The organism is Rhizobium phaseoli, from assembly GCF_001664385.1.
Lineage (GTDB): Bacteria > Pseudomonadota > Alphaproteobacteria > Rhizobiales > Rhizobiaceae > Rhizobium > Rhizobium phaseoli.
Genome location: NZ_CP013532.1, coordinates 3,725,937 through 3,745,457 on the forward strand (window position 1 = coordinate 3,725,937; position 19,521 = coordinate 3,745,457).

Annotated in this window: 17 protein-coding genes and 1 other RNA gene; 10 read left to right on the forward strand and 8 right to left on the reverse strand. The window is 62.1% G+C overall.

The window, feature by feature from the left end; all coding sequences use genetic code 11:
* Nucleotides 1–75 precede the first annotated feature (75 nt).
* Both AMC88_RS17960 and mprF read right to left on the reverse strand, forming a co-directional pair.
* Complete coding sequence (locus AMC88_RS17960) at nt 76–1,458, reverse strand: virulence factor family protein (RefSeq protein WP_012485115.1); 1,383 nt, start codon at nt 1,456–1,458, stop codon at nt 76–78.
* A complete protein-coding gene (gene mprF / locus AMC88_RS17965) occupies nt 1,455–4,058 on the reverse strand; it encodes a bifunctional lysylphosphatidylglycerol flippase/synthetase MprF (RefSeq protein WP_012485116.1) in 2,604 nt (867 codons plus the stop codon). The genes AMC88_RS17960 and mprF overlap by 4 nt, the downstream gene beginning before the upstream one ends.
* 238 nt (nt 4,059–4,296) lie before the next feature.
* On the opposite strand from mprF, the gene AMC88_RS17970 reads away from it, so the two are divergent.
* On the forward strand, nt 4,297–4,674 hold the full coding sequence (locus AMC88_RS17970; protein WP_010014717.1) for a DoxX family membrane protein: 378 nt from the start codon (nt 4,297–4,299) through the stop codon (nt 4,672–4,674).
* 6 nt (nt 4,675–4,680) lie between these two features.
* Here the strand turns inward: AMC88_RS17970 and AMC88_RS17975 are convergent, their stop codons facing one another.
* The 3 genes from AMC88_RS17975 to AMC88_RS17985 all read right to left on the reverse strand — a co-directional run bounded on the left by AMC88_RS17975 (nt 4,681) and on the right by AMC88_RS17985 (nt 8,639).
* The gene (locus AMC88_RS17975; RefSeq protein WP_064825612.1) at nt 4,681–6,792 is read right to left on the reverse strand and encodes a mechanosensitive ion channel family protein; all 2,112 of its coding nucleotides are present in this window, start codon (nt 6,790–6,792) and stop codon (nt 4,681–4,683) included.
* A gap of 184 nt (nt 6,793–6,976) precedes the next feature.
* Nucleotides 6,977–8,008 (reverse strand): phosphogluconate dehydrogenase (NAD(+)-dependent, decarboxylating), encoded by a 1,032-nt coding sequence (gnd, locus tag AMC88_RS17980; RefSeq protein WP_012485118.1) that lies wholly within the window; start codon nt 8,006–8,008, stop codon nt 6,977–6,979.
* Between the two features lie 148 nt (nt 8,009–8,156).
* On the reverse strand, nt 8,157–8,639 hold the full coding sequence (locus AMC88_RS17985; protein ID WP_012485119.1) for an SRPBCC domain-containing protein: 483 nt from the start codon (nt 8,637–8,639) through the stop codon (nt 8,157–8,159).
* A 55-nt stretch (nt 8,640–8,694) separates the two neighbouring features.
* Here AMC88_RS17985 and AMC88_RS17990 point away from each other — a divergent pair, with 55 nt between their 5' ends.
* The 3 genes from AMC88_RS17990 (at nt 8,695) to AMC88_RS18000 (ending at nt 10,722) form a co-directional block, all read left to right on the forward strand.
* Nucleotides 8,695–9,030 carry an ArsR/SmtB family transcription factor gene (locus AMC88_RS17990; protein ID WP_012485120.1) on the forward strand — a complete coding sequence of 112 codons (336 nt, stop codon included), beginning with the start codon at nt 8,695–8,697 and terminating at the stop codon, nt 9,028–9,030.
* A gap of 76 nt (nt 9,031–9,106) precedes the next feature.
* Nucleotides 9,107–9,673, forward strand: coding sequence for a helix-turn-helix domain-containing protein (locus AMC88_RS17995; protein WP_012485121.1), 567 nt, complete (start codon nt 9,107–9,109; stop codon nt 9,671–9,673).
* A 65-nt stretch (nt 9,674–9,738) separates the two neighbouring features.
* Complete coding sequence (locus tag AMC88_RS18000) at nt 9,739–10,722, forward strand: NAD-dependent epimerase/dehydratase family protein (protein ID WP_012485122.1); 984 nt, start codon at nt 9,739–9,741, stop codon at nt 10,720–10,722.
* Nucleotides 10,723–10,789: 67 nt separating this feature from the next.
* On the opposite strand, the gene ssrS is transcribed toward AMC88_RS18000, so the two are convergent.
* From ssrS to AMC88_RS18015, 3 genes are all read right to left on the reverse strand, one after another.
* A non-coding RNA gene (gene ssrS, locus AMC88_RS18005) (6S RNA) lies at nt 10,790–10,948 on the reverse strand.
* Between the two features lie 69 nt (nt 10,949–11,017).
* Nucleotides 11,018–11,395 carry a cell division protein ZapA gene (locus AMC88_RS18010; RefSeq protein WP_010018822.1) on the reverse strand — a complete coding sequence of 126 codons (378 nt, stop codon included), beginning with the start codon at nt 11,393–11,395 and terminating at the stop codon, nt 11,018–11,020.
* 15 nt (nt 11,396–11,410) lie between these two features.
* Nucleotides 11,411–11,686, reverse strand: coding sequence for a DUF4164 domain-containing protein (locus AMC88_RS18015; protein ID WP_004673381.1), 276 nt, complete (start codon nt 11,684–11,686; stop codon nt 11,411–11,413).
* A 333-nt stretch (nt 11,687–12,019) separates the two neighbouring features.
* Here AMC88_RS18015 and tkt point away from each other — a divergent pair, with 333 nt between their 5' ends.
* The 6 genes from tkt (at nt 12,020) to AMC88_RS18045 (ending at nt 19,385) form a co-directional block, all read left to right on the forward strand.
* Nucleotides 12,020–13,993 (forward strand): transketolase, encoded by a 1,974-nt coding sequence (gene tkt / locus AMC88_RS18020; protein ID WP_064822698.1) that lies wholly within the window; start codon nt 12,020–12,022, stop codon nt 13,991–13,993.
* Between the two features lie 81 nt (nt 13,994–14,074).
* Nucleotides 14,075–15,085 carry a type I glyceraldehyde-3-phosphate dehydrogenase gene (gene gap / locus AMC88_RS18025; protein WP_037118110.1) on the forward strand — a complete coding sequence of 337 codons (1,011 nt, stop codon included), beginning with the start codon at nt 14,075–14,077 and terminating at the stop codon, nt 15,083–15,085.
* Nucleotides 15,086–15,225: 140 nt separating this feature from the next.
* Nucleotides 15,226–15,540: a hypothetical protein gene (locus AMC88_RS18030; protein ID WP_010023271.1), complete on the forward strand. Its 315-nt coding sequence runs from the start codon at nt 15,226–15,228 to the stop codon at nt 15,538–15,540.
* A 143-nt stretch (nt 15,541–15,683) separates the two neighbouring features.
* Nucleotides 15,684–15,863, forward strand: a complete 180-nt coding sequence (locus tag AMC88_RS18035) for a hypothetical protein (protein ID WP_010023270.1) — start codon at nt 15,684–15,686, stop codon at nt 15,861–15,863.
* Between the two features lie 374 nt (nt 15,864–16,237).
* Nucleotides 16,238–18,112, forward strand: coding sequence for a potassium/proton antiporter (locus AMC88_RS18040; RefSeq protein ID WP_064825614.1), 1,875 nt, complete (start codon nt 16,238–16,240; stop codon nt 18,110–18,112).
* Between the two features lie 70 nt (nt 18,113–18,182).
* Nucleotides 18,183–19,385, forward strand: coding sequence for a phosphoglycerate kinase (locus AMC88_RS18045; protein ID WP_170965683.1), 1,203 nt, complete (start codon nt 18,183–18,185; stop codon nt 19,383–19,385).
* Nucleotides 19,386–19,521: the final 136 nt, after the last annotated feature.

Sequence of the window (19,521 nt, forward strand, 5' to 3'; positions counted from 1 at the left end):
CGCCGGCCGGTCGACCATCCGACTCCATTTGAGCCAACACTTCAATCTAACCAAGGCTCTAAGCACGATGCTGCTCTAATCTTGCAGCCGCTTCTTCAGTCCGTCGATGATCGTCTTGGTGAGAAGATCGTAATTCTCATCGAAGTGATGATCACCGGGCAGTTCGACGACCTCGGCGCCGCTATCCTTCAGCGCCGGACAGGCGACGTCGTCGTCATCGTCCTTGCCGTAGACGCATTGCACGAGTTTGGGATCGACGTTCTTCAAATCGGCGACCGGATCGCCTCCCGCCCCTTCCGTCTTCTGGCCGAGCCAACCGAGAACGGAGATGACGTAGTCGACTTGGTGCGAGAGCGACAGCAGCGACAATTGCGCCACCGCGGACTTCTCGGCCGGTTTCAGCAGCTGATAGGTCGCGGGCACGACGTCGGCGCCGAAGGAATAACCGACGAGCAGCACATGCTTCACCTTCCACTGTTTGCGGTAGAAATCGATGATCTTCGAAAGATCGCCGGCGGTCTCCTCCGGCTTGCGCTCCGACCAGAAATAATGAAGCGAATCGACACCGACGACGGGAATACCTTCCTTCTGCAGGGTGCCGCCGACTTCCTTGTCGATGTCTCGCCAGCCTCCGTCGCCGGAATAGATCACCGCCATCGTATCCAGGGTGGGGGTGGCCTCGAGGATCGCCAGCGGCAAGCCGAGCGGATTGCCGAAGGCGCCCGAGGCGGTGACGAGGTCATCGAGCGTATCGGCAAAGACCGTCTGCGCGTCGTCGGTGGAATCGCGGATCTCGATCGCGGAATGGACTTTCTTCAGCGCTTCGGCATGCGCCCTGCCATCCTTGTCGGCGTTGGGCGTGAAGACCGAAATAACGGGATCCGGCAGCGCGCCGTCACTCAGCCCGTAGACCATGCGGCCGCCAACCGCCTTCTTCGAAGCCGGCGTGCAAAGTTCCTTGGTCAGCGGGATGCCGGCCTTCGGATCGACCGCGAGCGTCTGACCGATCGTCGCATCCGGTGTCTGCGCTGCAATTGCCAGCGCCAAGGCCCCGCCCTCGCCGATGCCGGCGACGATCGGCAGATGATAGGCGTTGTTGCCGGTCGCACGCTGCACCTGCTGGCTCAGCGATTCGATATCCGAGACCGTGTAGAGGCACCCGTCATTGAGGCTGACATCGTAGCGGTCAAGCGCCTGGATATAGGAAGGAAAGTCGACACCGATCACGACGGCGCCTTCGGAAACCAGCCTGTCGGCTTCGGCCTTCTCGTAATCGCCCCAGCCGGCGGCATCCGAGATGAGCATCACCGTGCCCTTCACCTCGCCTTCCGGCAAGAAGATGTGCGGCGACGGAATGAGCCCGCTTTCGAAGCTTTGCGTGGTTTCCTCGGCAGCACGAGCCGGTGCGGCCGCAAGCATGCAGGCGCATGCCGTGACAAGAAGGATTGTCCTGATCATTTTCTCACTACCCCTTTCAATCCGCCCCCGATCAGCAACGTCGCATCCATCAACGCGATCATCGGATTGCCCCCTCCGGAAACCGCAAGATAGCGTGGTTGCCAGTGCGGATGAAACTTGGATTTGAATGCCCGAAGGCCCTTGAAGTTGTAGAAGCGCTCGCCGTGCTCAAAGACGGTGCTGCCGATGCGGTCCCAGACGGGTGCCGCCTCGCGTTTCGACATGCCGGAGAGAGGCGCCATGCCGAGATTGAAGTGGCTGAAACCCTGACCGCGCAGATACTCCATGATCTGCACGAAGAGAAAGTCCATCGAGCCCTTCGGCGCGTCCGGGGAGAAACGCATGAGATCGATCGTGCCCTCCTCCTGGGATTCGGTGACGAGGATATTGGCAAAGGCAACGATCTTACCGTCCTTCTTCAAAATGCCGACCGGCTGAGAAGAGACATAATCGGGATCGAAGGCGCCGAGCGAGAAGCCCTTTTCCTTGGCGTTGTGGTGCTCGAGCCAGGCCGAGGAGACCGCCGCGAGATCATCGATGACAGCAGGCACATCCTGCGGTTCGATAACGGCGAATTCCAACCCGTCGCGCTGCGCCCGGCTCGCAGTCTGCCGGAGATTCGCCCATTTGCCGCCCTTCATCTCAAAGGTCCTGAGATCGGCCACCGCCAGTTCGCCGAGCTTGAAGGCGCGCAGGCCGGCATCGGCGCAATGGGAAAGCAACGCCGGCGAGATCTGGTAAAAAACCGCGCGGCAGCCTGCTGCCCGCGCCGCCTCGACGAAGCGCCAGACGAGTTCCTGTACGGCGCGATGATCTCCAACCGGATCGAAGAGCGCGATCCATGAGCGGCCCTGCCGGCCGTACATGATGAAGGCGTCGTTTTTCTCCGAAAACATGATGCTCTTGTCGCCCATCCGCACCAGATTGGCGTCAGCATTGCCCTGCTTCCTGACGATATCGACGGCGCGCGCCAGCGCCTCCTCCGTCGCCGGTTCCGGCCGGAAGGTCGCCGGCCGAAGCAGGCTGAAAATGGCAATGGCCGACGAGATGATCGTAATGCCAAGCAGGGCGCGCAGTCCCCGCGGCGCCTCGGCGGTGAATTCAAACTGCCACCAGAGTTCGTTGCTGTATTCGACATCGCGATAGACGAAGAGCAGGATGACGACGGCGCCAACGACGATGACGGCGATCGCCATCAGCCAGGATGCCGTCATTGCCTGGTTGAGCAGCGACGCATGACGGGTAAAGAGCCGGCGGCTGACGAAGAGTCCGAAGATGAGGAAAGCGAGAAAAGCCGCTTCGACCAGCGCAATCGCCTTCAACAGCGACAAGGTCAATGCCGCAAGGGCCGAGAACACCGCTACCCACCAGGCGCCGTCGAGCCTCTGGCCCAGGCCGCGCGCGGCGACCACCAGCGCCAATCCGAGCAGACTGGAGAGGAAGTGCGCGCCCTCGACCATCGGCAGCGGCAGATAGTTCGACAGAAATTCCAGATTCTGATCCGGCGTCGGTGTGACGCTCGAAAATACCAGCATGACGCCGAGCAGCAGGGCCAAGGTCGACAGCAGCTGCGGCATCAGCCGTCCGCCGATGCGCCGGACGCTGGAGGCGGCTGGGTGATCGACGAAACGGCGCAGTTCCGTCGCGGACACCGCGAGCACGGCGATCAACAGCGGCAGCACATGATAGATCAGCCGGTAGAGCACCAGCGATCCGAGCACCGCATCGATATTCACCGCGCTGCCGAGCGAGGCGATAATCACGGTCTCGAACACGCCGAGCCCGGCCGGAACGTGGCTGAGCACGCCGAGACCGACGGCGATCGCATAAACGGCCAGGAAGGCCGGCCAGCCGATCGCCGTCTGCGGCAAGAGCACGTAGAGCACCGAGGCCGAGGCGGCGATATCGAAGGCCGTCACCAGGAATTGGCGTGACCAAGTGCGCGAATCCGGCAGGCGGATCGCCACCACGCCGAGATCGAGCACGCGGCCTTCGCGGCCGATGATCATGACAGCCCCGAGAATGGCGAGGATCGAGCCGGCGATCAGACGGAGAAGGAACGCGCTGACACCGATCAGCGGCCCGATCTCGCTGGCGATGATAATGAGGGCGATCGCCGCGACCCCGGCAAGCCCGAGACCGAAGGACAGGGTGACAAAGGCGATGATCCGGCCGATATCATCCGGCGAAAGACCGAGACGCGTATAGGCGCGGTAGCGGATCGCGCCGCCCGAAAGGGCGCCGAAACCGGCGGTATTGCCGACCGCATAGGCACTGAACGCCGTCAGCGCCACATGCGGGAACGGCAGCTTCTTGCCGATATATTCGATGGCGTTGAGGTCGTAGAAGACCAGGGATAGGAAACTGAGTGCGGTGAAGAACAGCGCCAGCAGGATGGCGCTCGGCCTGGTCGCCGCCAGCGCACCGACGACATCATCATAGCGAACCTCGTTGGTGAGCTGCATGATCGCATAACCGACGAGGCAGAAGACAACGAGTGTCGCGGCTGCCGTCAGTGGCGTCCTGTAGCGTCTGAAAAGCGCGCCTAAAGAAAACCCGTCCGCCGCTTCCATTTCTTCCAAATTGCCGTGACCCGACATCTCGTACCTGCGCAATTTCCAAACTTGGCGGGAATCATTTTTCGAAGACGTAGCATGACAGGCATATAAGCTCCATGAAGCCATGCCGCCGCTACCCCAGCCCCGCCGCCTGCGCCTCAATCATCCTCAATTGGGGCGAATTTGCGCAGGTAAACTGTATTGGCACATTGCATTTTCGTAAGCTTGCGAAGAGTTTGCGGTGATGACGAAGATTTGAAACGCGAGAGTAGGGTTAGACATGCAGGATGACCTGGCCTTCGTGATCCTCATCCTCGGCAGATTGCTGCTCGGCGGTTTTTTCGTTGCCGCCGGCATCCATCATTTTTTCGTCATCGTGCCGATAACCGACGCCATCGAAGCCCGCGGCGTACCTTTTGCGAAATGGGTCTTGTTTTCCGGCAGCGTCCTTCAAATTGCCGCCGGTCTCCTGCTGATGCTGGGTCTCTTCGTCGCCGCGGCGGCGTTCGGCCTCATCATCTTCACGCTTGCCGCCTCCGTGATGCTGCTGAATTTCTGGGACATGGAAGGCACAGCCCGCGACAGCGCCATCGACAGCTGGAAAAGCAACATGGCCATCATCGGCGGCCTGCTCATCGCAGCTGCCGGGGCGATGTAAGGCGGTTCACGCAGCCGGCTCGCCGCCGGCCCGTGCATGCGCAGCGTAGCGCGCCGCGGCGGCATCCACCTCCGCCGCGCGATCACCGGACACCTGCACCGTCGGCACGGCGAATTCGATGCCGTTTTCCCTGAAGGCATTGCGAATCATCGCCAGTGCATTGCGGCGGATAACGAACTGTTCGCCAGGCTTCGTCATCATCGACAGACGGATCTCGATCGCGAATTCGCCGAATTGCTCGACACCCTTCATCTTCAGCGTTTCGATGATGTGCGGGCCGAATTCCGGGTTTTCGAGCAGGGTCTGACCGATCTGCTTGATCACCTTCTTCGCTTTGACCAGATCGGTGTCGTATGTGACGTTGAGGCTGATCTTGTCGATCGTCCAATCGCGATTGAGGTTCTTCACCGCGCCAAGTTCGCCGAACGGCACGGTCGTCAGCGGCCCGCGATGATGCCGGAGCTTCACCGAACGCAGGCTGAAGGCCTCGACGACGCCCTTGTGGCTACCGCTTTCGATATATTCGCCGACACGGAAAGCATCGTCCCACAGATAGAACATGCCGCTGATGACATCCTTGACGATCGTCTGGGCGCCGAAACCCACAGCAACGCCGACGACGCCGGCGCCGGCAATCAATGGGCCGATCTCGATTCCGAGGCCCGAGAGCACCATGAGAACCGCAATGACGGCGATGACCACGGCAAGGATATTGCGGAAGATCGGCAGCAGCGTCTGGAACCGCGCATGTTTAGCCTTTTCCTCATCCGTCGCGCCGCCGTCCAGGGACATGCCGAGCAGCTTGCCGTCGATATAGGCTTTGACGACGTGCCAGAGCAGATCAGCAGCAAGCAGGATGACGATTCCGCCAATGACGCCGCGCGCGATCTTATCGACCATTTTGTCGCCGGCTGCCATCGTGTCGGCGCCGACGCCGAGCAGTTGGCCGAGCCAGATGGCCGCGAATGCGATGATCAGCGCCCTGACGCCACGGTCGAGCAATACGGTGGCAATACGGCGCGAAGCAAGGAAGCTTGCTTCGGTCTGCTGCAGCGATTTCACTGCAATCGTCGAGACGGCGAGCACCCGCGGCAGCATCAGCACATAGATGCCGAGCCAGAGCAGCCAGTTGAACCCGGTGACCCACAGCCCCCAGAGCAACAGGAAATAAACGGTGAGCGCCCAGGAAATCCCGTGACCGCGTTTCTCGTCCTTCTGAGGCCGCGACCAGACAGCTTCGATGGCGATCAGCAGCAGCCCGATGCCCAGGATATAGCCGACGAAGAGCCGGGCGCTCGGGGAAAAGCCGAGCGGCTCCATCGACTGGATCGCCGCCCAGCCGAGCATGAAATAGATCACGAAGATCGCGGAGCGGCGATACCAGAAGAGCGCGACGGCGCGTGACGGCATGATCGGAACGATCACGCCTTGCCGCTCTTCCTCGGCCCGCGCCAGCCCGATGAGATCGACCAAGACACCGCCCAGGCAAATCGTGAAACGCTGGACGATGAGGGCGACGGCGCAGAGGATCGCCACGCTCTGGCTGAGCGGAGGCCAGCTGAGACTGAACAGCGCGAGCATGGTTGCCGCGGCGAAAATGAGCGCCGGTACGACACGTGGCGTCAGATGCATGCCCGCCATCTGAACCAGACGCCGGCGGCGACGGCGGAAGGCATAGCGGGCGATGCTTTCGACGATAGCCCCGAGCAGGAAGATCGCCAGGAATTGCGCGATCATCCGGCTCCAGCCGGTGGCGGCGAGCTCACCGAAAAACAGCGAGGACGCATTGCCGATCTGCGAGGGCAAAGTCATCGCCGCGTCGGACACCATCGATACATGCCGGCGGGCATGCTGCAGCAGGCCTGAGAGAACCGACATCTGGTTCTGGCTCGCCGAATCGGCCGCAGAAGGTGCTGCCATCTGCGTCGCCATCCACTGCTTGACCTCCGGCGCCTGCATGAGCTGCATCATTTCACGCACCTGCGCCGGCGGGGTATTTCCAGCCGGCGTTTGCGCAGGCGTTTGGGAAAAGCCGGGCGACGCCGCCGAGAAAAGCGCAACGAATGCCAGGATGCCGAATATGGCGGCCTTCAAGCCCGCCGCCGTGCCACGTCCCATGACCGCCCTCCGATGGAGTGTCGGCCGCTTGGATGGAAGCAGCCCCGACATTTCCCTTTCCGCAATGGATACTCGTGACCGTAGCCGCCAGCAAGCGGTAGGAAAACCATACCTATGGCTAGGACAATTCCAGGAAAGTGCGAAACGGCTTTCCTCGCCGGGGCGACAAGGAAAGCCCTGATCTTCAAGATTTCGGCGTCGGCTTTTCCACGTGGCCGCCGAAACCGGCGCGCATTGCCGACAGCACCTTGTTGGCGAACTCGTCATTGTCTCGCGAGGAGAAGCGGCCGTAGAGCGCAGCGCTCAGCACCGGGGTCGGCACGCTTTCATCGATTGCCGCCATGATCGTCCAGCGGCCCTCGCCGCTGTCCGAGACACGGCCGGCATATTTGGAAAGTCCGGGATCGGCATGCAGCGCATCGGCCGTCAGGTCGAGCAGCCAGGAGGTGATGACGCTGCCGCGTCGCCAGACTTCGGCGACATCCTGCAGATTGAAATCGTATTGGAAATGTTCGGGATGGGCGAGCGGCGCGGTCTCCGCATCGGCCGCATGCGAGGCAGCGCCGATATTGGCGTGTTTCAGGATGTTGAGGCCCTCGGCATAGGCGGCCATCAGACCGTATTCGATGCCGTTGTGCACCATCTTGACGAAATGGCCGGCGCCGTGCGGGCCGCAATGCAGATAACCCTGCTCCGCCGTGCTGGCCGCTGCCGCTTCGGCGGTGCGGTTCGGCGAGGCTGCGGTCTGGCCGGCGCCGGGAGCGAGCGTCGCAAAGATCGGAGACAGATGCTCGACGGTGCCCTTCTCGCCGCCGATCATCAGGCAATAGCCGCGCTCCAGGCCGAAGACGCCGCCGCTGGTGCCGACATCGACATAGTGGATGCCCTTGGTGATGAGCTCGGCGCCGCGGCGGATGTCGTCGTGGTAATAGGAATTGCCGCCGTCGATGACGATATCGCCGTTCTGAAGCAGCGGCACCAGGCTCGCCAGCACCTTGTCGACGATCGCCGCCGGCAGCATCAGCCAGATTGCCCGGGGGTGGCTAAGCTTCGAGACGAATTCCTCCAGCGACGCACTCCCGGTCGCACCGAGACCCGCAAGCGCGGCAACGCTTTCCGGCCTCGCATCATAGACGACGCATTCGTGACCGCCCCGCATCAAGCGCTGGACCATGTAATTGCCCATGCGGCCCAAACCAACCATGCCAAGCTGCATATGAATCTCCTGGAAACCGAGATGAAGTATCGACTCCGGAAACTAGCACCCGCAGTGTGACAGGCAAGCGAAGTCTCGATCCGCGCATGCGACGATCGCGCCGCGGCGGGATGAGGTCGAACCGACGAGCCCGAGGCCGGCTCATTCCTCAGTCATCCGGCGCGCTGGCCGGTTCACCCTTCATCTCGCTGAGGAACATGCCCTCGCGCAGATTGATGCCGTACTCGACGAAGGCCTTCATGCAGCAGAGCATCTGCGTCCAGCCTTCGCAATTCAGATAGGTGCCGCGCCGGCCGGCCTCGTCCTCGCGCCAGCCGTTCTCGGCAATCGTCACCAGCGTGCCGCCATCCTCCAGCGGTTTGAAATTCATCTCTACCAGCGTCTTATACCTCGTCTTGTCCTCGCCGGTGCCACCATCCCAGCGCAGCACGATGCGGCTTTCCGGCACGAGTTCGACCACCTCGACCGGCGCATCCCTCCACCAGGTCACCGTCGTGCCTTGGACGAGCGGCGCGCTCGCCCCGCCGATCGTGGTGAAATAGCTGCTGAGCTTCCTCGGATTGACGACGGCGTCGAACACCTCTGCGACGGGACGGCCGATGCGGCCGGAAATGCGGATTCCGAGAGACATGGCATTGCTCCTCTTCTCCATTGTGTCTGGACCCATTATGTTATAAAAACATAACATGTCAAGCGAATCAGTCGACGACCCTGTTTTTAAGGCGCTGGCGCATCATCGCCGCCGCGAGATTCTCGATCTGCTCAAGGATGGCCCCCGCACCACAGGGACCCTTTGCGACATGTTCCCTGACATGGACCGATGCACGGTGATGCAGCATCTGAAAGTGCTGGAGGAAGCCGATCTGGTCCTCGCCAGGAAGGAAGGGCGCGAACGCTGGAACCACCTGAACAGCCTGCCAATCAAGCAGATCTATGATCGCTGGATCAGCGCCTATGCCGGTCATGCCCTGTCGATCCTCGATCAGCTGAGAAGCGATCTCGGAGGAAAGCCGGAACAGTGACCCGAGCGGGCCCGCCGCACCTTGCCTCCCGGCCGGCCAAAGTCCTATGCTGACCAAAAGATAAGAGACGGGATAGATGACGTTAACGGGAACCGGCATACGCCGCATGCGGCTGCTGCGCGGGATCAAGCAGCAACACCTCGCCGAACTTCTCGGCGTCAACCAGGCGACCGTTTCGCGCTGGGAGCGAGATCAACTTGCCCTCTCGCCGGAGCAGGCCGTTAAGCTGGAACGAATTTTCGCCGCGCCGCACCATGCCGCGGCCGATGCAGCCTTGAAACGGCTGGTCGAGGATTCCCTCCGGCCTGTGCATCTGATCTGCGACAGCACCCACCGGCTGCTGTCCGCCTCTCGTCCGCGGCAGGCGGAATGGCGCGCGCCGATCGGCGCTTTTCTCGGCCGCTCTCTTTTCTCCTACGCTTCCGCCGAGATCGCCGCCGCCGAACAGTCGCTGGAGGCATGCGGCTGGCATGAGGGCAGGCTCATGTCGTTGACATTTGCTACCGGCGCCAACGGCAATGCGCGCCTGCCGATTGCCGCCGGTCGCGTCACCTGGGAACGGATCATGCTTTCCGACGGCAGCGCCGGGCGCCTCGTCACGACCGTCACCGAGCCTGCAGCTTTCCTGCACTCTCATGCATAATTTATGCGTTGTCCGAAATTCCCGGTCTCAATAGCCTCCGCAGCGGCAACGGTGGAGAAAATGCGATGACGATATTGGTGACGGGAAGTGCCGGCCACCTCGGTGAGGCGCTGATGCGGGTCCTGAAGGCGAAAGGCCGATCTGCGCGCGGCGTCGACATCAAACCGTCGGATTTCACCGACGCGGTCGGCTCCATCGGCGACCGCGCCTTCGTCCGGCGGGCGATGTCCGGCATCAGCCGCGTCATCCATGCCGCCACGCTGCACAAGCCGCATGTGGCAACCCACGGCAATCGCGACTTCCTCGACACGAATGTCGGCGGCACGCTGAACCTGCTTGAAGAAGCGGCCGCCGCGGGCGTCGCAAGCTTCGTCTTTACCAGCACCACCAGCACCTTCGGCGCGGCGTTGACGCCAGTGGCCGGCGAACCGGCGGCTTGGGTCACCGAGGACGTGTTGCCGGTCGCGAAGAATATCTACGGCGTGACGAAACTCTCTGCCGAAGCTCTGTGCGAGCTCTTCGCCCTTAAGTCCGGACTGCCGGTTATCGTCCTGAGGACTTCGCGGTTCTTTCCCGAAAGTGACGACGATCCCGATATCCGCAATGTCTATTCGGCGGAGAATGCCCAAGCCAATGAATTGCTCCATCGCCGCGTCGATATCGAGGATGTGGTCGGCGCCCACCTGCTGGCGCTCGAAAGGGCGCGTTCGATCGGCTTCAGCCGCTACATCATCTCGGCGACCACACCTTTTTCACCGGCCGATTGTCCCGACATCAGGCGCGATGCGGCCGCGGCCGTCGAGCGGCTCTTTCCCGGAGCCCGCGCCCTCTATGCCGAACGCGGCTGGAAGATGTTCCCGACGCTCGACCGCGTCTACGTCAACGAGCGCGCACGGCGCCAACTCGGCTGGCAGCCGCGTTATGATTTCCGCTTCGTGCTCGATTGTCTGCGCGAGAAACGCGATTGGCGCAGCTCATTATCGCTCGAGGTCGGCTCCAAAGGCTATCACGACGAAATTTTCGTCGAAGGCCCCTATCCAGTCGATTAGGCCGCTGAATAGCGGCAGGCCGCGTTCGCCTGTCGATCCGGATGGCTTTGCCGGCAATGGAGAGAAGGTGCGATCCACGACGACCGATGGATGTTTACGATCCTGGGCGCCTACAAACGTAGGTGGGCACCGTGTGTCCAGGCCCACGGGCCTGGCCAGGGACAGCTCCCTTTGGATCGAGTATGGCCCCAGGGATTGTGGTTCCTGTCGAGAGGCGCAGACCGCATCGCGATATATAAGGTCGTTTGCGCCGACGCGCCAGTGGCGACCGCAGGCCGTGCCGATTTAATTGAGATCAGTTGAGCTCGGGGGCAGGGCGGCCATTCAGCTTGTCGGTAATGCCGCGGATGCGGCTCGACACTTCGCCGAGCGCTGCCGCCAGCGTTTCCTCGGTGCGGGCGGTCGCGGCAAGCACGGTGTCGCGGTTGCCGCGCAGTGACTCGAGCTCGGATTCCAGCCCGGCGATGCGGCGCGTCAGCTCGGCAATCTCGTCCATGATCATGATGCCGGCCATGACGGTGATCCTGAGATCGCCGATCTCGCCGAACTGTCCCTTGAGGTGGCCAACATAGCGGTCGAAACGGGTGGCGAGGTCGGTCAGATGATCCTCCTGCCCTTCTTCGCAGGCCATGCGATAGGCCTTGCCGTCGATCGTTACCGTTACCTGCGCCATGCTAAACTCTCTTTATCAGCGATCCAGAACCGCGCGGATCGTCTCCATGGCCGTCACCAGCCGCCGCGAGACCTCGCGATTGACCTCTTCCAGCCGGTTGGCACGGAATTCGGCCTGGTCGAGCTCCTGCGCCAGCCGGGAGCGGTCAGCATGCACGCGCCGCACCTCGCCCTCGATCTCCCCCTGTTCGCGCTGCCGCTCGATACGCATGTCGACGGCGTTTTCGAGGCTCGAAATCGCCTGTCTCAGCTCGTTGAGCGCTGCTTCCATGGTTTTGCCTGTGGGCGTCATGCCTTCCGATTCCCGCGCAGAATCTGCGAATCGACACTCCGCGCCGATCCTGTGAGTTCAAAAGGATATGCAGCTCGCCGACGGCCCGTCAATAAATCCCCGCACCCGTCCGCCGGCCTATCTTGTGGATGAGCGTTTTATCGGTGCCTGTCGCATAAGATTTGTCATTTGTATAATCGCACGAACAAATGTCAAAAATCGCCGCAACTCCGCCGGATTCGGCCCGCCATTTATTGACTCGCCCGTCTTAACTGCTATGTCTCTGCCGCTTTCATTCGATGGTCTTGGAGGCTCGAGGCCATCCCCCCGACACTCGGAGCTTGCGGAAAAGCCATGACCTCTCCCGAACAAAACGACCGGATGGCGAATGCGATCCGTTTCCTCGCCATGGACGCCGTTGAAAAGGCGAATTCCGGCCACCCCGGCATGCCGATGGGCATGGCCGACGTGGCAACGGTCCTGTTCACCAAATATCTGCGCTTCGACCCGAAGAAGCCCCACTGGCCGAACCGTGACCGCTTCGTGCTGTCGGCCGGCCATGGCTCGATGCTACTCTACTCGCTGCTCTATTTGACCGGTTATCCCGACATGACGGTCGAGGACCTGAAGCAGTTCCGCCAGATCGGTTCCAAGACCGCCGGCCATCCGGAATATGGCCACGCGACCGGCATCGAAACCACGACGGGCCCGCTCGGCCAGGGCATCGCCAACGCCGTCGGCATGGCGATTGCGGAACGCAAGCTGCGCGATGAATTCGGTGCTGACCTGCAGGACCACTATACCTACGTCATCAATGGCGATGGTTGCCTGATGGAAGGCATCAGCCATGAAGCGATCGCGCTTGCCGGCCACCTGAAGCTGAATAAGCTGATCCTCTTTTGGGACAACAATTCGATCACCATCGACGGCGCCGTCTCGCTGTCGGATTCGACCGACCAGATCGCCCGCTTCAAGGCCGTCCACTGGAACACCATCGAGATCGACGGCCACGATCAGGCTGCCATCGCCGATGCGATCGAGGCCGCCCACAAGTCCGATCGCCCGACCTTCATCGCCTGCAAGACGGTCATCGGCTTCGGTGCTCCGAACAAGGCCGGCAGCCACAAGGTGCACGGCAGCCCGCTCGGCGCCGATGAAATCGCCGCGACCCGCAAGGCTCTGAACTGGGATTACGAGCCCTTCGTCGTCCCTTCCGACGTTCTGGAGGCATGGCGTGCAGCCGGCACCCGCTCCGACAATATCGTCAAGGCATGGGAAGAAACCCTTTCCAAGTCGCCGGCCAGAGCGGAATTCTCCCGCCGTATGGCAGGCGAACTGCCGGAAGGCTTCGACGCGGCGATCACCGACTACAAGAAGAAACTGGCCGAGACCAAGCCGACCATCGCCACCCGCAAGGCGTCCGAGGATGCGCTCGAAATCATCAACGGCTTCCTGCCTGAGACGCTCGGCGGCTCCGCCGACCTGACGCCGTCGAACAACACCAAGACCAGCCAGATGGTCTCCATCACCCCGACGGATTTCAAGGGCCGTTACATGCACTGGGGCATCCGCGAGCACGGCATGGCCTCTGCCATGAACGGCATCTCGCTGCATGGCGGCCTCATTCCCTACGGCGGCGGCTTCATGATCTTCTCGGATTATTGCCGCCCGCCGATCCGCCTCTCGGCACTGATGGGCATTCGTGTCATCCACGTCCTGACGCATGACTCGATCGGCGTTGGTGAAGACGGCCCGACCCACCAGCCGGTCGAGCAGATCGCCGGCCTGCGTGCCGTTCCAAACCTGCAGGTCTTCCGTCCGGCCGACGCCGTCGAGACGGCGGAATGCTGGCAGATCGCCATCAAGAGCAAGAGCCGTCCGTCCGCGCTGGCACTCACCCGCCAGAACCTGACGACCGTCCGTACCGAGTATAATGAGAAGAACCTCTGCGAACTCGGCGCCTATACGCTCGCCGGCAACGCCGATGCCAAGGTGACGATCTTCGCTTCCGGCTCCGAGGTCGAAATCGCCGTCGCCGCCCGCGCCACGCTCGAAGCCAAGGGGGTTTCGGTGCGCGTCGTGTCGGTGCCCTGCACAGAACTGTTCTTCGAGCAGCCGGACGCCTATCGCAAGGATGTTCTCGGCAACTCGCCGGTCAAGATCGCCGTCGAAGCCGCCGTGCGCGAAGGCTGGGACGCGTTCATCGGACCGGAAGGCAGCTTCATCGGCATGAAGGGCTTCGGCGCCTCCGGCCCGGTCAAGGACGTTTACAAGCATTTCGGCATTACCGCCGACGCCGTCGTTGCGGCTGCGGAAGCAAAGCTTTAAAGAGGGCGCCTTGAGGCGCTCTCCATCTCCTCAATTCCAGGCCCTCTCCATCGGGCTCTATTCTATCGGGAGTGAATGCACATGACAGTCAAGGTTGCCATCAATGGTTTCGGCCGCATCGGCCGTAACGTCCTCCGCGCTATCGTCGAATCCGGCCGGACCGACATCGAAGTCGTCGCCATCAACGACCTCGGCCCGGTCGAGACCAACGCCCACCTGCTGCGCTACGACTCGATCCACGGCAAGTTCCCGGCAAACGTCAAGGTTGAAGGTGACACGATCACCGTCGGCAACGGCAAGCCGATCAAGGTCACGGCGATCAAGGATCCGGCAACGCTTCCGCACCGCGAACTCGGCGTCGACATTGCCATGGAATGCACCGGCATCTTCACTGCCCGCGACAAGGCCGCCGCCCATCTGACAGCCGGCGCCAAGCGCGTCATCGTCTCGGCTCCTGCCGACGGTGCCGACCTGACCGTCGTCTTCGGCGTCAACCATGACCAGCTCACCAAGGAGCACATGGTCATCTCCAACGCCTCCTGCACCACCAACTGCCTGGTGCCGGTTGTCAAGGTCCTCGATGATGCCGTCGGCATCGACCACGGCTTCATGACGACCATCCACTCCTACACCGGCGACCAGCCGACGCTCGATACGATGCACAAGGACCTATATCGCGCCCGCGCAGCTGCCCTCTCCATGATCCCGACCTCGACGGGCGCCGCCAAGGCCGTTGGTCTCGTGCTGCCGCACCTCAAGGGCAAGCTCGACGGCACCTCGATCCGCGTTCCCACCCCGAACGTTTCGGTGGTCGACTTCAAGTTCGTCTCCAAGAAGGCGACGACGGTCGGCGAAATCAACGAAGCCATCAAGGCCGCCTCCAACGGCGCGCTGAAGGGCATCCTCGGCTATACCGACGAGCCGCTCGTCTCCCGTGACTTCAACCACGACAGCCACTCTTCGATCTTTGCGACCGATCAGACGAAGGTCATGGAAGGTAACTTCGTGCGCGTCCTGTCCTGGTACGACAACGAGTGGGGCTTCTCCAGCCGCATGTCGGACACGGCCGTTGCCTTCGCCAAGCTGATCTGAGAGTCTCGATCGACCAATCGCAAGCGGCCCGGGAAACCGGGCCGTTTTGTTATAGGCACCGCGCCGGATCAATTGCGAAACCTGCTATGGTGCACCAAGCCCTGAACCGCATTGCTGGCCGGGCAGATAGGGAGAGATGGATGGATTACTTTACCGTTGAGATCGCTGGCCGCGCCATTGCCAGCTTTCGCTCGAAAAACCATGAGGAAGCGACGCATTTCTTCGAGGCGGAGGATTTTCGCGACGACCTGACCATCCTGGAATCCGAAGGCAAGCCGCTCTGGGACCGCAAGGCGGCGCTCAGCCTGCGCAAGGCGACCGACGAGGAAGCCAGCGAAGTCGAGCACGCCTATGAATTCGATGACGATCCGCAACGGACCATCGACGACGAATTCGTCGTTTTCCTGGTTCCGGTCGAGGATCTGACCGACGAGAGCGAAGACACCGAGGACTGACGGTCGATCTGCATCGTTTCCGGCTTTGAAAACCGCTTCGAAGCGAAAGGTCGGTGTGACCGCAAGGATGGAATCGCAGGTTGGCAATCCGCTGGCCAAACGTGATAGATTGAGCGATGTTAAGATCCAAGCGGAGGCGATCAATGGCAGAGGCGCAAAAACGCTTGTCCCAGACCACCCTCAAGCGGCGGCAGCGGTTTCATCGCAAGCGGGACGTCCGACCTGCTGTGCTGGCGAAGGCTGATCGGCTGGTGATCCGGGTTGCCGCGGCCATCGGCCTCTCGTTTCTCGCCGTCATCATACTTCAGGCAGTGTTGGGATAGCGCCGATCCGCGGCTGCAACCCCTTCGTTCCCATCATTGGACAGAACGGGCCGCGTGAAAGCAGAAGCGTGCCCTATCCAGTCGCGGTTGCGGATACCCGCAGGAAAAATCGATCTTCCTGCCTTTCGCCCTGCTCTCGCCTGATTTTCCTATACATTCTTTATAGAGAATTTCTCCCGTAGCATTTCCGTGTCGGTCGCCGTCTGGTGGCTGTTCAGCAGCATGATGCAGCACGAGACGAGGTTAAGCCGCAAGGCCTACCCTTCTCTGCCGTTTTGCCGTTTACTGGATCGACGCGCGTGGTGGAGGGTGGAAATAGACGGATCGGCCGGGGGTGGCCGTATCCGCGAGGCAGTCGATGGAAAGGGGCGGGCATGGAAGCGTTCTATATCGTGGTGCTGGTTGCGACAGCGCTCGTGCTTCTAGCTGCTTTTTCGAGCCTGCTCGCTTTCCGCTTCGGCGCGCCGCTGCTGCTGTTGTTCCTGATGATCGGCCTTGCCGCCGGCGTCGATGGTCTCGGCATCGAGTTCAGCAACAACTACCTGGCCTATATTCTCGGCTCCATCGCGCTCGCCGTCATCCTGTTCGATTCCGGCTTCGGTACACCGATGCAGGCCTTTCGGCTGGCGGCCGTGCCTTCTCTCACGCTCGCCTCGGTCGGCGTGTTGATCACTGCCTCACTCTTTGCCGTCGCAGCCATGTGGCTGTTGAACTTCACCTGGCTGGAAGGTCTGCTGCTCGGCTCGATCGTGGCGTCGACGGACGCCGCCGCCGTTTTCTTCCTGCTGCGCATCGGCGGCATCAATATCCGTGACAAGGTGCGCTCGACGCTCGAAGTCGAATCCGGCACCAACGATCCGATGGCAATCTTTCTCACCATTGCCCTCGTCGAAGTGCTGGCGAGCGGCGAACGCTATGCCGGCATCAACATCAGCATGCTCGCCATGTTCGTGCAGCAGATGGGGCTCGGCGTGATCCTCGGCCTGCTCGGCGGCATGATGATCGTGCTGATCGTCAGCAGGCTCGATACCGATCGCGGCTTGACGCCGATCTTCGTGCTGGCGCTCGCCCTGCTCGTCTTCTCCTTCACCGGCGCAGTCGGCGGCAGCGGCTTCCTCGCCGTCTACGTCGCCGGCATCTATGCCGGAAACCGCAAGATGCAGGCAATCGGCACCATCAAGCGCTTTCAGGACGGCATGACCTGGCTGGCACAGATCATCATGTTCCTGGTGCTCGGCCTGCTGGCCACGCCGTCGCAATTCCCGGTGATCATCGTGCCGGCCATCCTGCTTGCCCTCTTCCTGATCTTCGTCGCCCGGCCGCTGGCAGTCTGGCTGTCGCTGCTTCCCTTCGACTACACGCAGCAGGAAATCGGCTTCGTCGCCTGGGTCGGCCTGCGCGGCGCCGTCTCCATCCTGCTTGCCATCATGCCGATCCTCGGCAAGCTGGAAAACGGCCAGATCTTCTTCAACACCGCCTTCATCATCGTGCTGGTCTCCCTGCTGGTGCAAGGCTGGACAATCAAACCCGTCGCCAAAAAGCTCGGCCTCATCATCCCCCCACGCATCGGTGCCGTCGACAAGGTCGAGGTCGATCTGCCGGGTGCTGCCAACCACGAACTGCTCTCCTATCGCGTCATCAAGGATAGTCCGGTGCTGCGCGGCGAGCGCATTCCGCGCTGGGCAACCCCCTCGCTTGTGATCCGCGACGGCAAATCGATGCGCTATCAATATGCCGGGCGGCTGCGCGAGAACGATCTCGTCTATCTCTTCATCGTGCCGAGCTACTCCCGCCTGCTCGACCGGCTGTTCGCCAGCCGTGCGCCCGTGGACGAAGACGATGCCGAATTTTTTGGTGCCTTCGCGCTCTCGCCTGCCCGCCCCGCCGCCGATCTCGACGCCGCCTACGGTCCCGGCCTGCTCAACGAATCCGAGAAGGGCCTGACGATCGCCGAATTGATGCGGCAACGCCTCGGCGGCAAGGCCGATTATGCCGACCGCGTCCGCCTTGGCTCGATCATTCTCATCGTCCGCGATCTCGACGAGCACGACCACGTGACCTCAGTCGGCATGTCGCTCGAAGCGGTCGAACCGGCAATCACGCTGCCGATCTTCATCAATCTCAAGGACATCATCCAGCGCATCCGCGACCGGCTGAAGGGACGCCGAAGCCGCGAAGCGGCGACCTCCGAGGGCGCGGCCAAAGCATCGGCCGGAGGCGACGAAGCCAGACGCGAAAACGGCCGTTGAACGCCTTGCGTCTGAAATGATCCTTGCTATGGTCGGCGCAACTTCCGCCAACCAAGACTGGATCCTCCCCATGCCTGCATTCAAGACCCTCGACGATCTCACCGACATCAGCGGCAAGCGCGTGCTCGTCCGCGTCGACCTCAACGTTCCGGTCAAGGATGGCAAGGTCACCGATACGACGCGCATCGAGCGTGTGGCGCCGACGATCCTCGAATTGTCCGAGAAGGGCGCCAAGGTGATCCTGCTCGCCCATTTCGGCCGACCGAAGGACGGCCCTTCGCCGGATCTGTCGCTGTCGCTGATTGCCCCCTCCGTCGAGGAAGTGCTCGATCACGCCGTGGCGACGGCGTCCGACTGCACCGGCGAGGCCGCCGCCGCCGCCGTCGCCGCGATGAATGACGGTGATATCCTGCTTCTGGAAAACACGCGCTTCCACAAAGGCGAGGAAAAGAACGATCCCGACTTCACCAAGGCGCTTGCCGCCAACGGCGATATTTATGTCAACGACGCCTTCTCCGCCGCTCACCGCGCCCATGCCTCGACCGAGGGCCTTGCCCATCACCTGCCGGCCTATGCCGGGCGCACCATGCAGGCCGAGCTGGAAGCGCTGGAAAAAGGCCTCGGCGCCCCGGTCCGCCCGGTGGTCGCAATTGTCGGCGGTGCCAAGGTCTCGACCAAGATCGACCTGCTGATGAACCTCGTCAAGAAGGTCGACGCGCTCGTCATCGGCGGCGGCATGGCCAACACCTTCATCGCCGCCCGCGGCACCAATGTCGGCAAGTCGCTCTGCGAACATGATCTCGCCGAGACCGCCAAGCAGATCATGATCGAGGCCGCGACTGCAGGCTGCGCCATCATCCTGCCGGAAGACGGTGTGGTCGCCCGCGAATTCAAGGCGGGTGCGGCCAGCGAGACGGTCGATATCAACGCTATTCCCGCCGATGCCATGGTGCTCGACGTCGGGCCGAAATCGGTCGAGGCTATCAACGCTTGGATCGAGCGCGCCGCAACGCTCGTCTGGAACGGTCCGCTCGGCGCCTTCGAAATCGAGCCCTTCGATACCGCAACCGTCGCTGCCGCGAAATATGCCGCTGAGCGCACCGCAGCCGGAAAGCTGACCTCGGTTGCCGGTGGCGGCGACACCGTCTCGGCGCTCAACCATGCCGGCGTTGCCGACGATTTCACCTATGTCTCGACCGCCGGCGGCGCCTTCCTGGAATGGATGGAAGGCAAGGAACTTCCCGGCGTCGCCGTCCTCAACGCCGCCGGATAAGACCCAGCGCCTCGGCGCGAAAAACGCATCGGCGTCGCACCTTGCTATAGGCGGGTGCGGCGCCGCAAAGCCAATTTGGCAGTTTTTACATGTGGATAGACCGCAGTGGCGAGAAGCCTTCCGCGGTCTTTTGCTC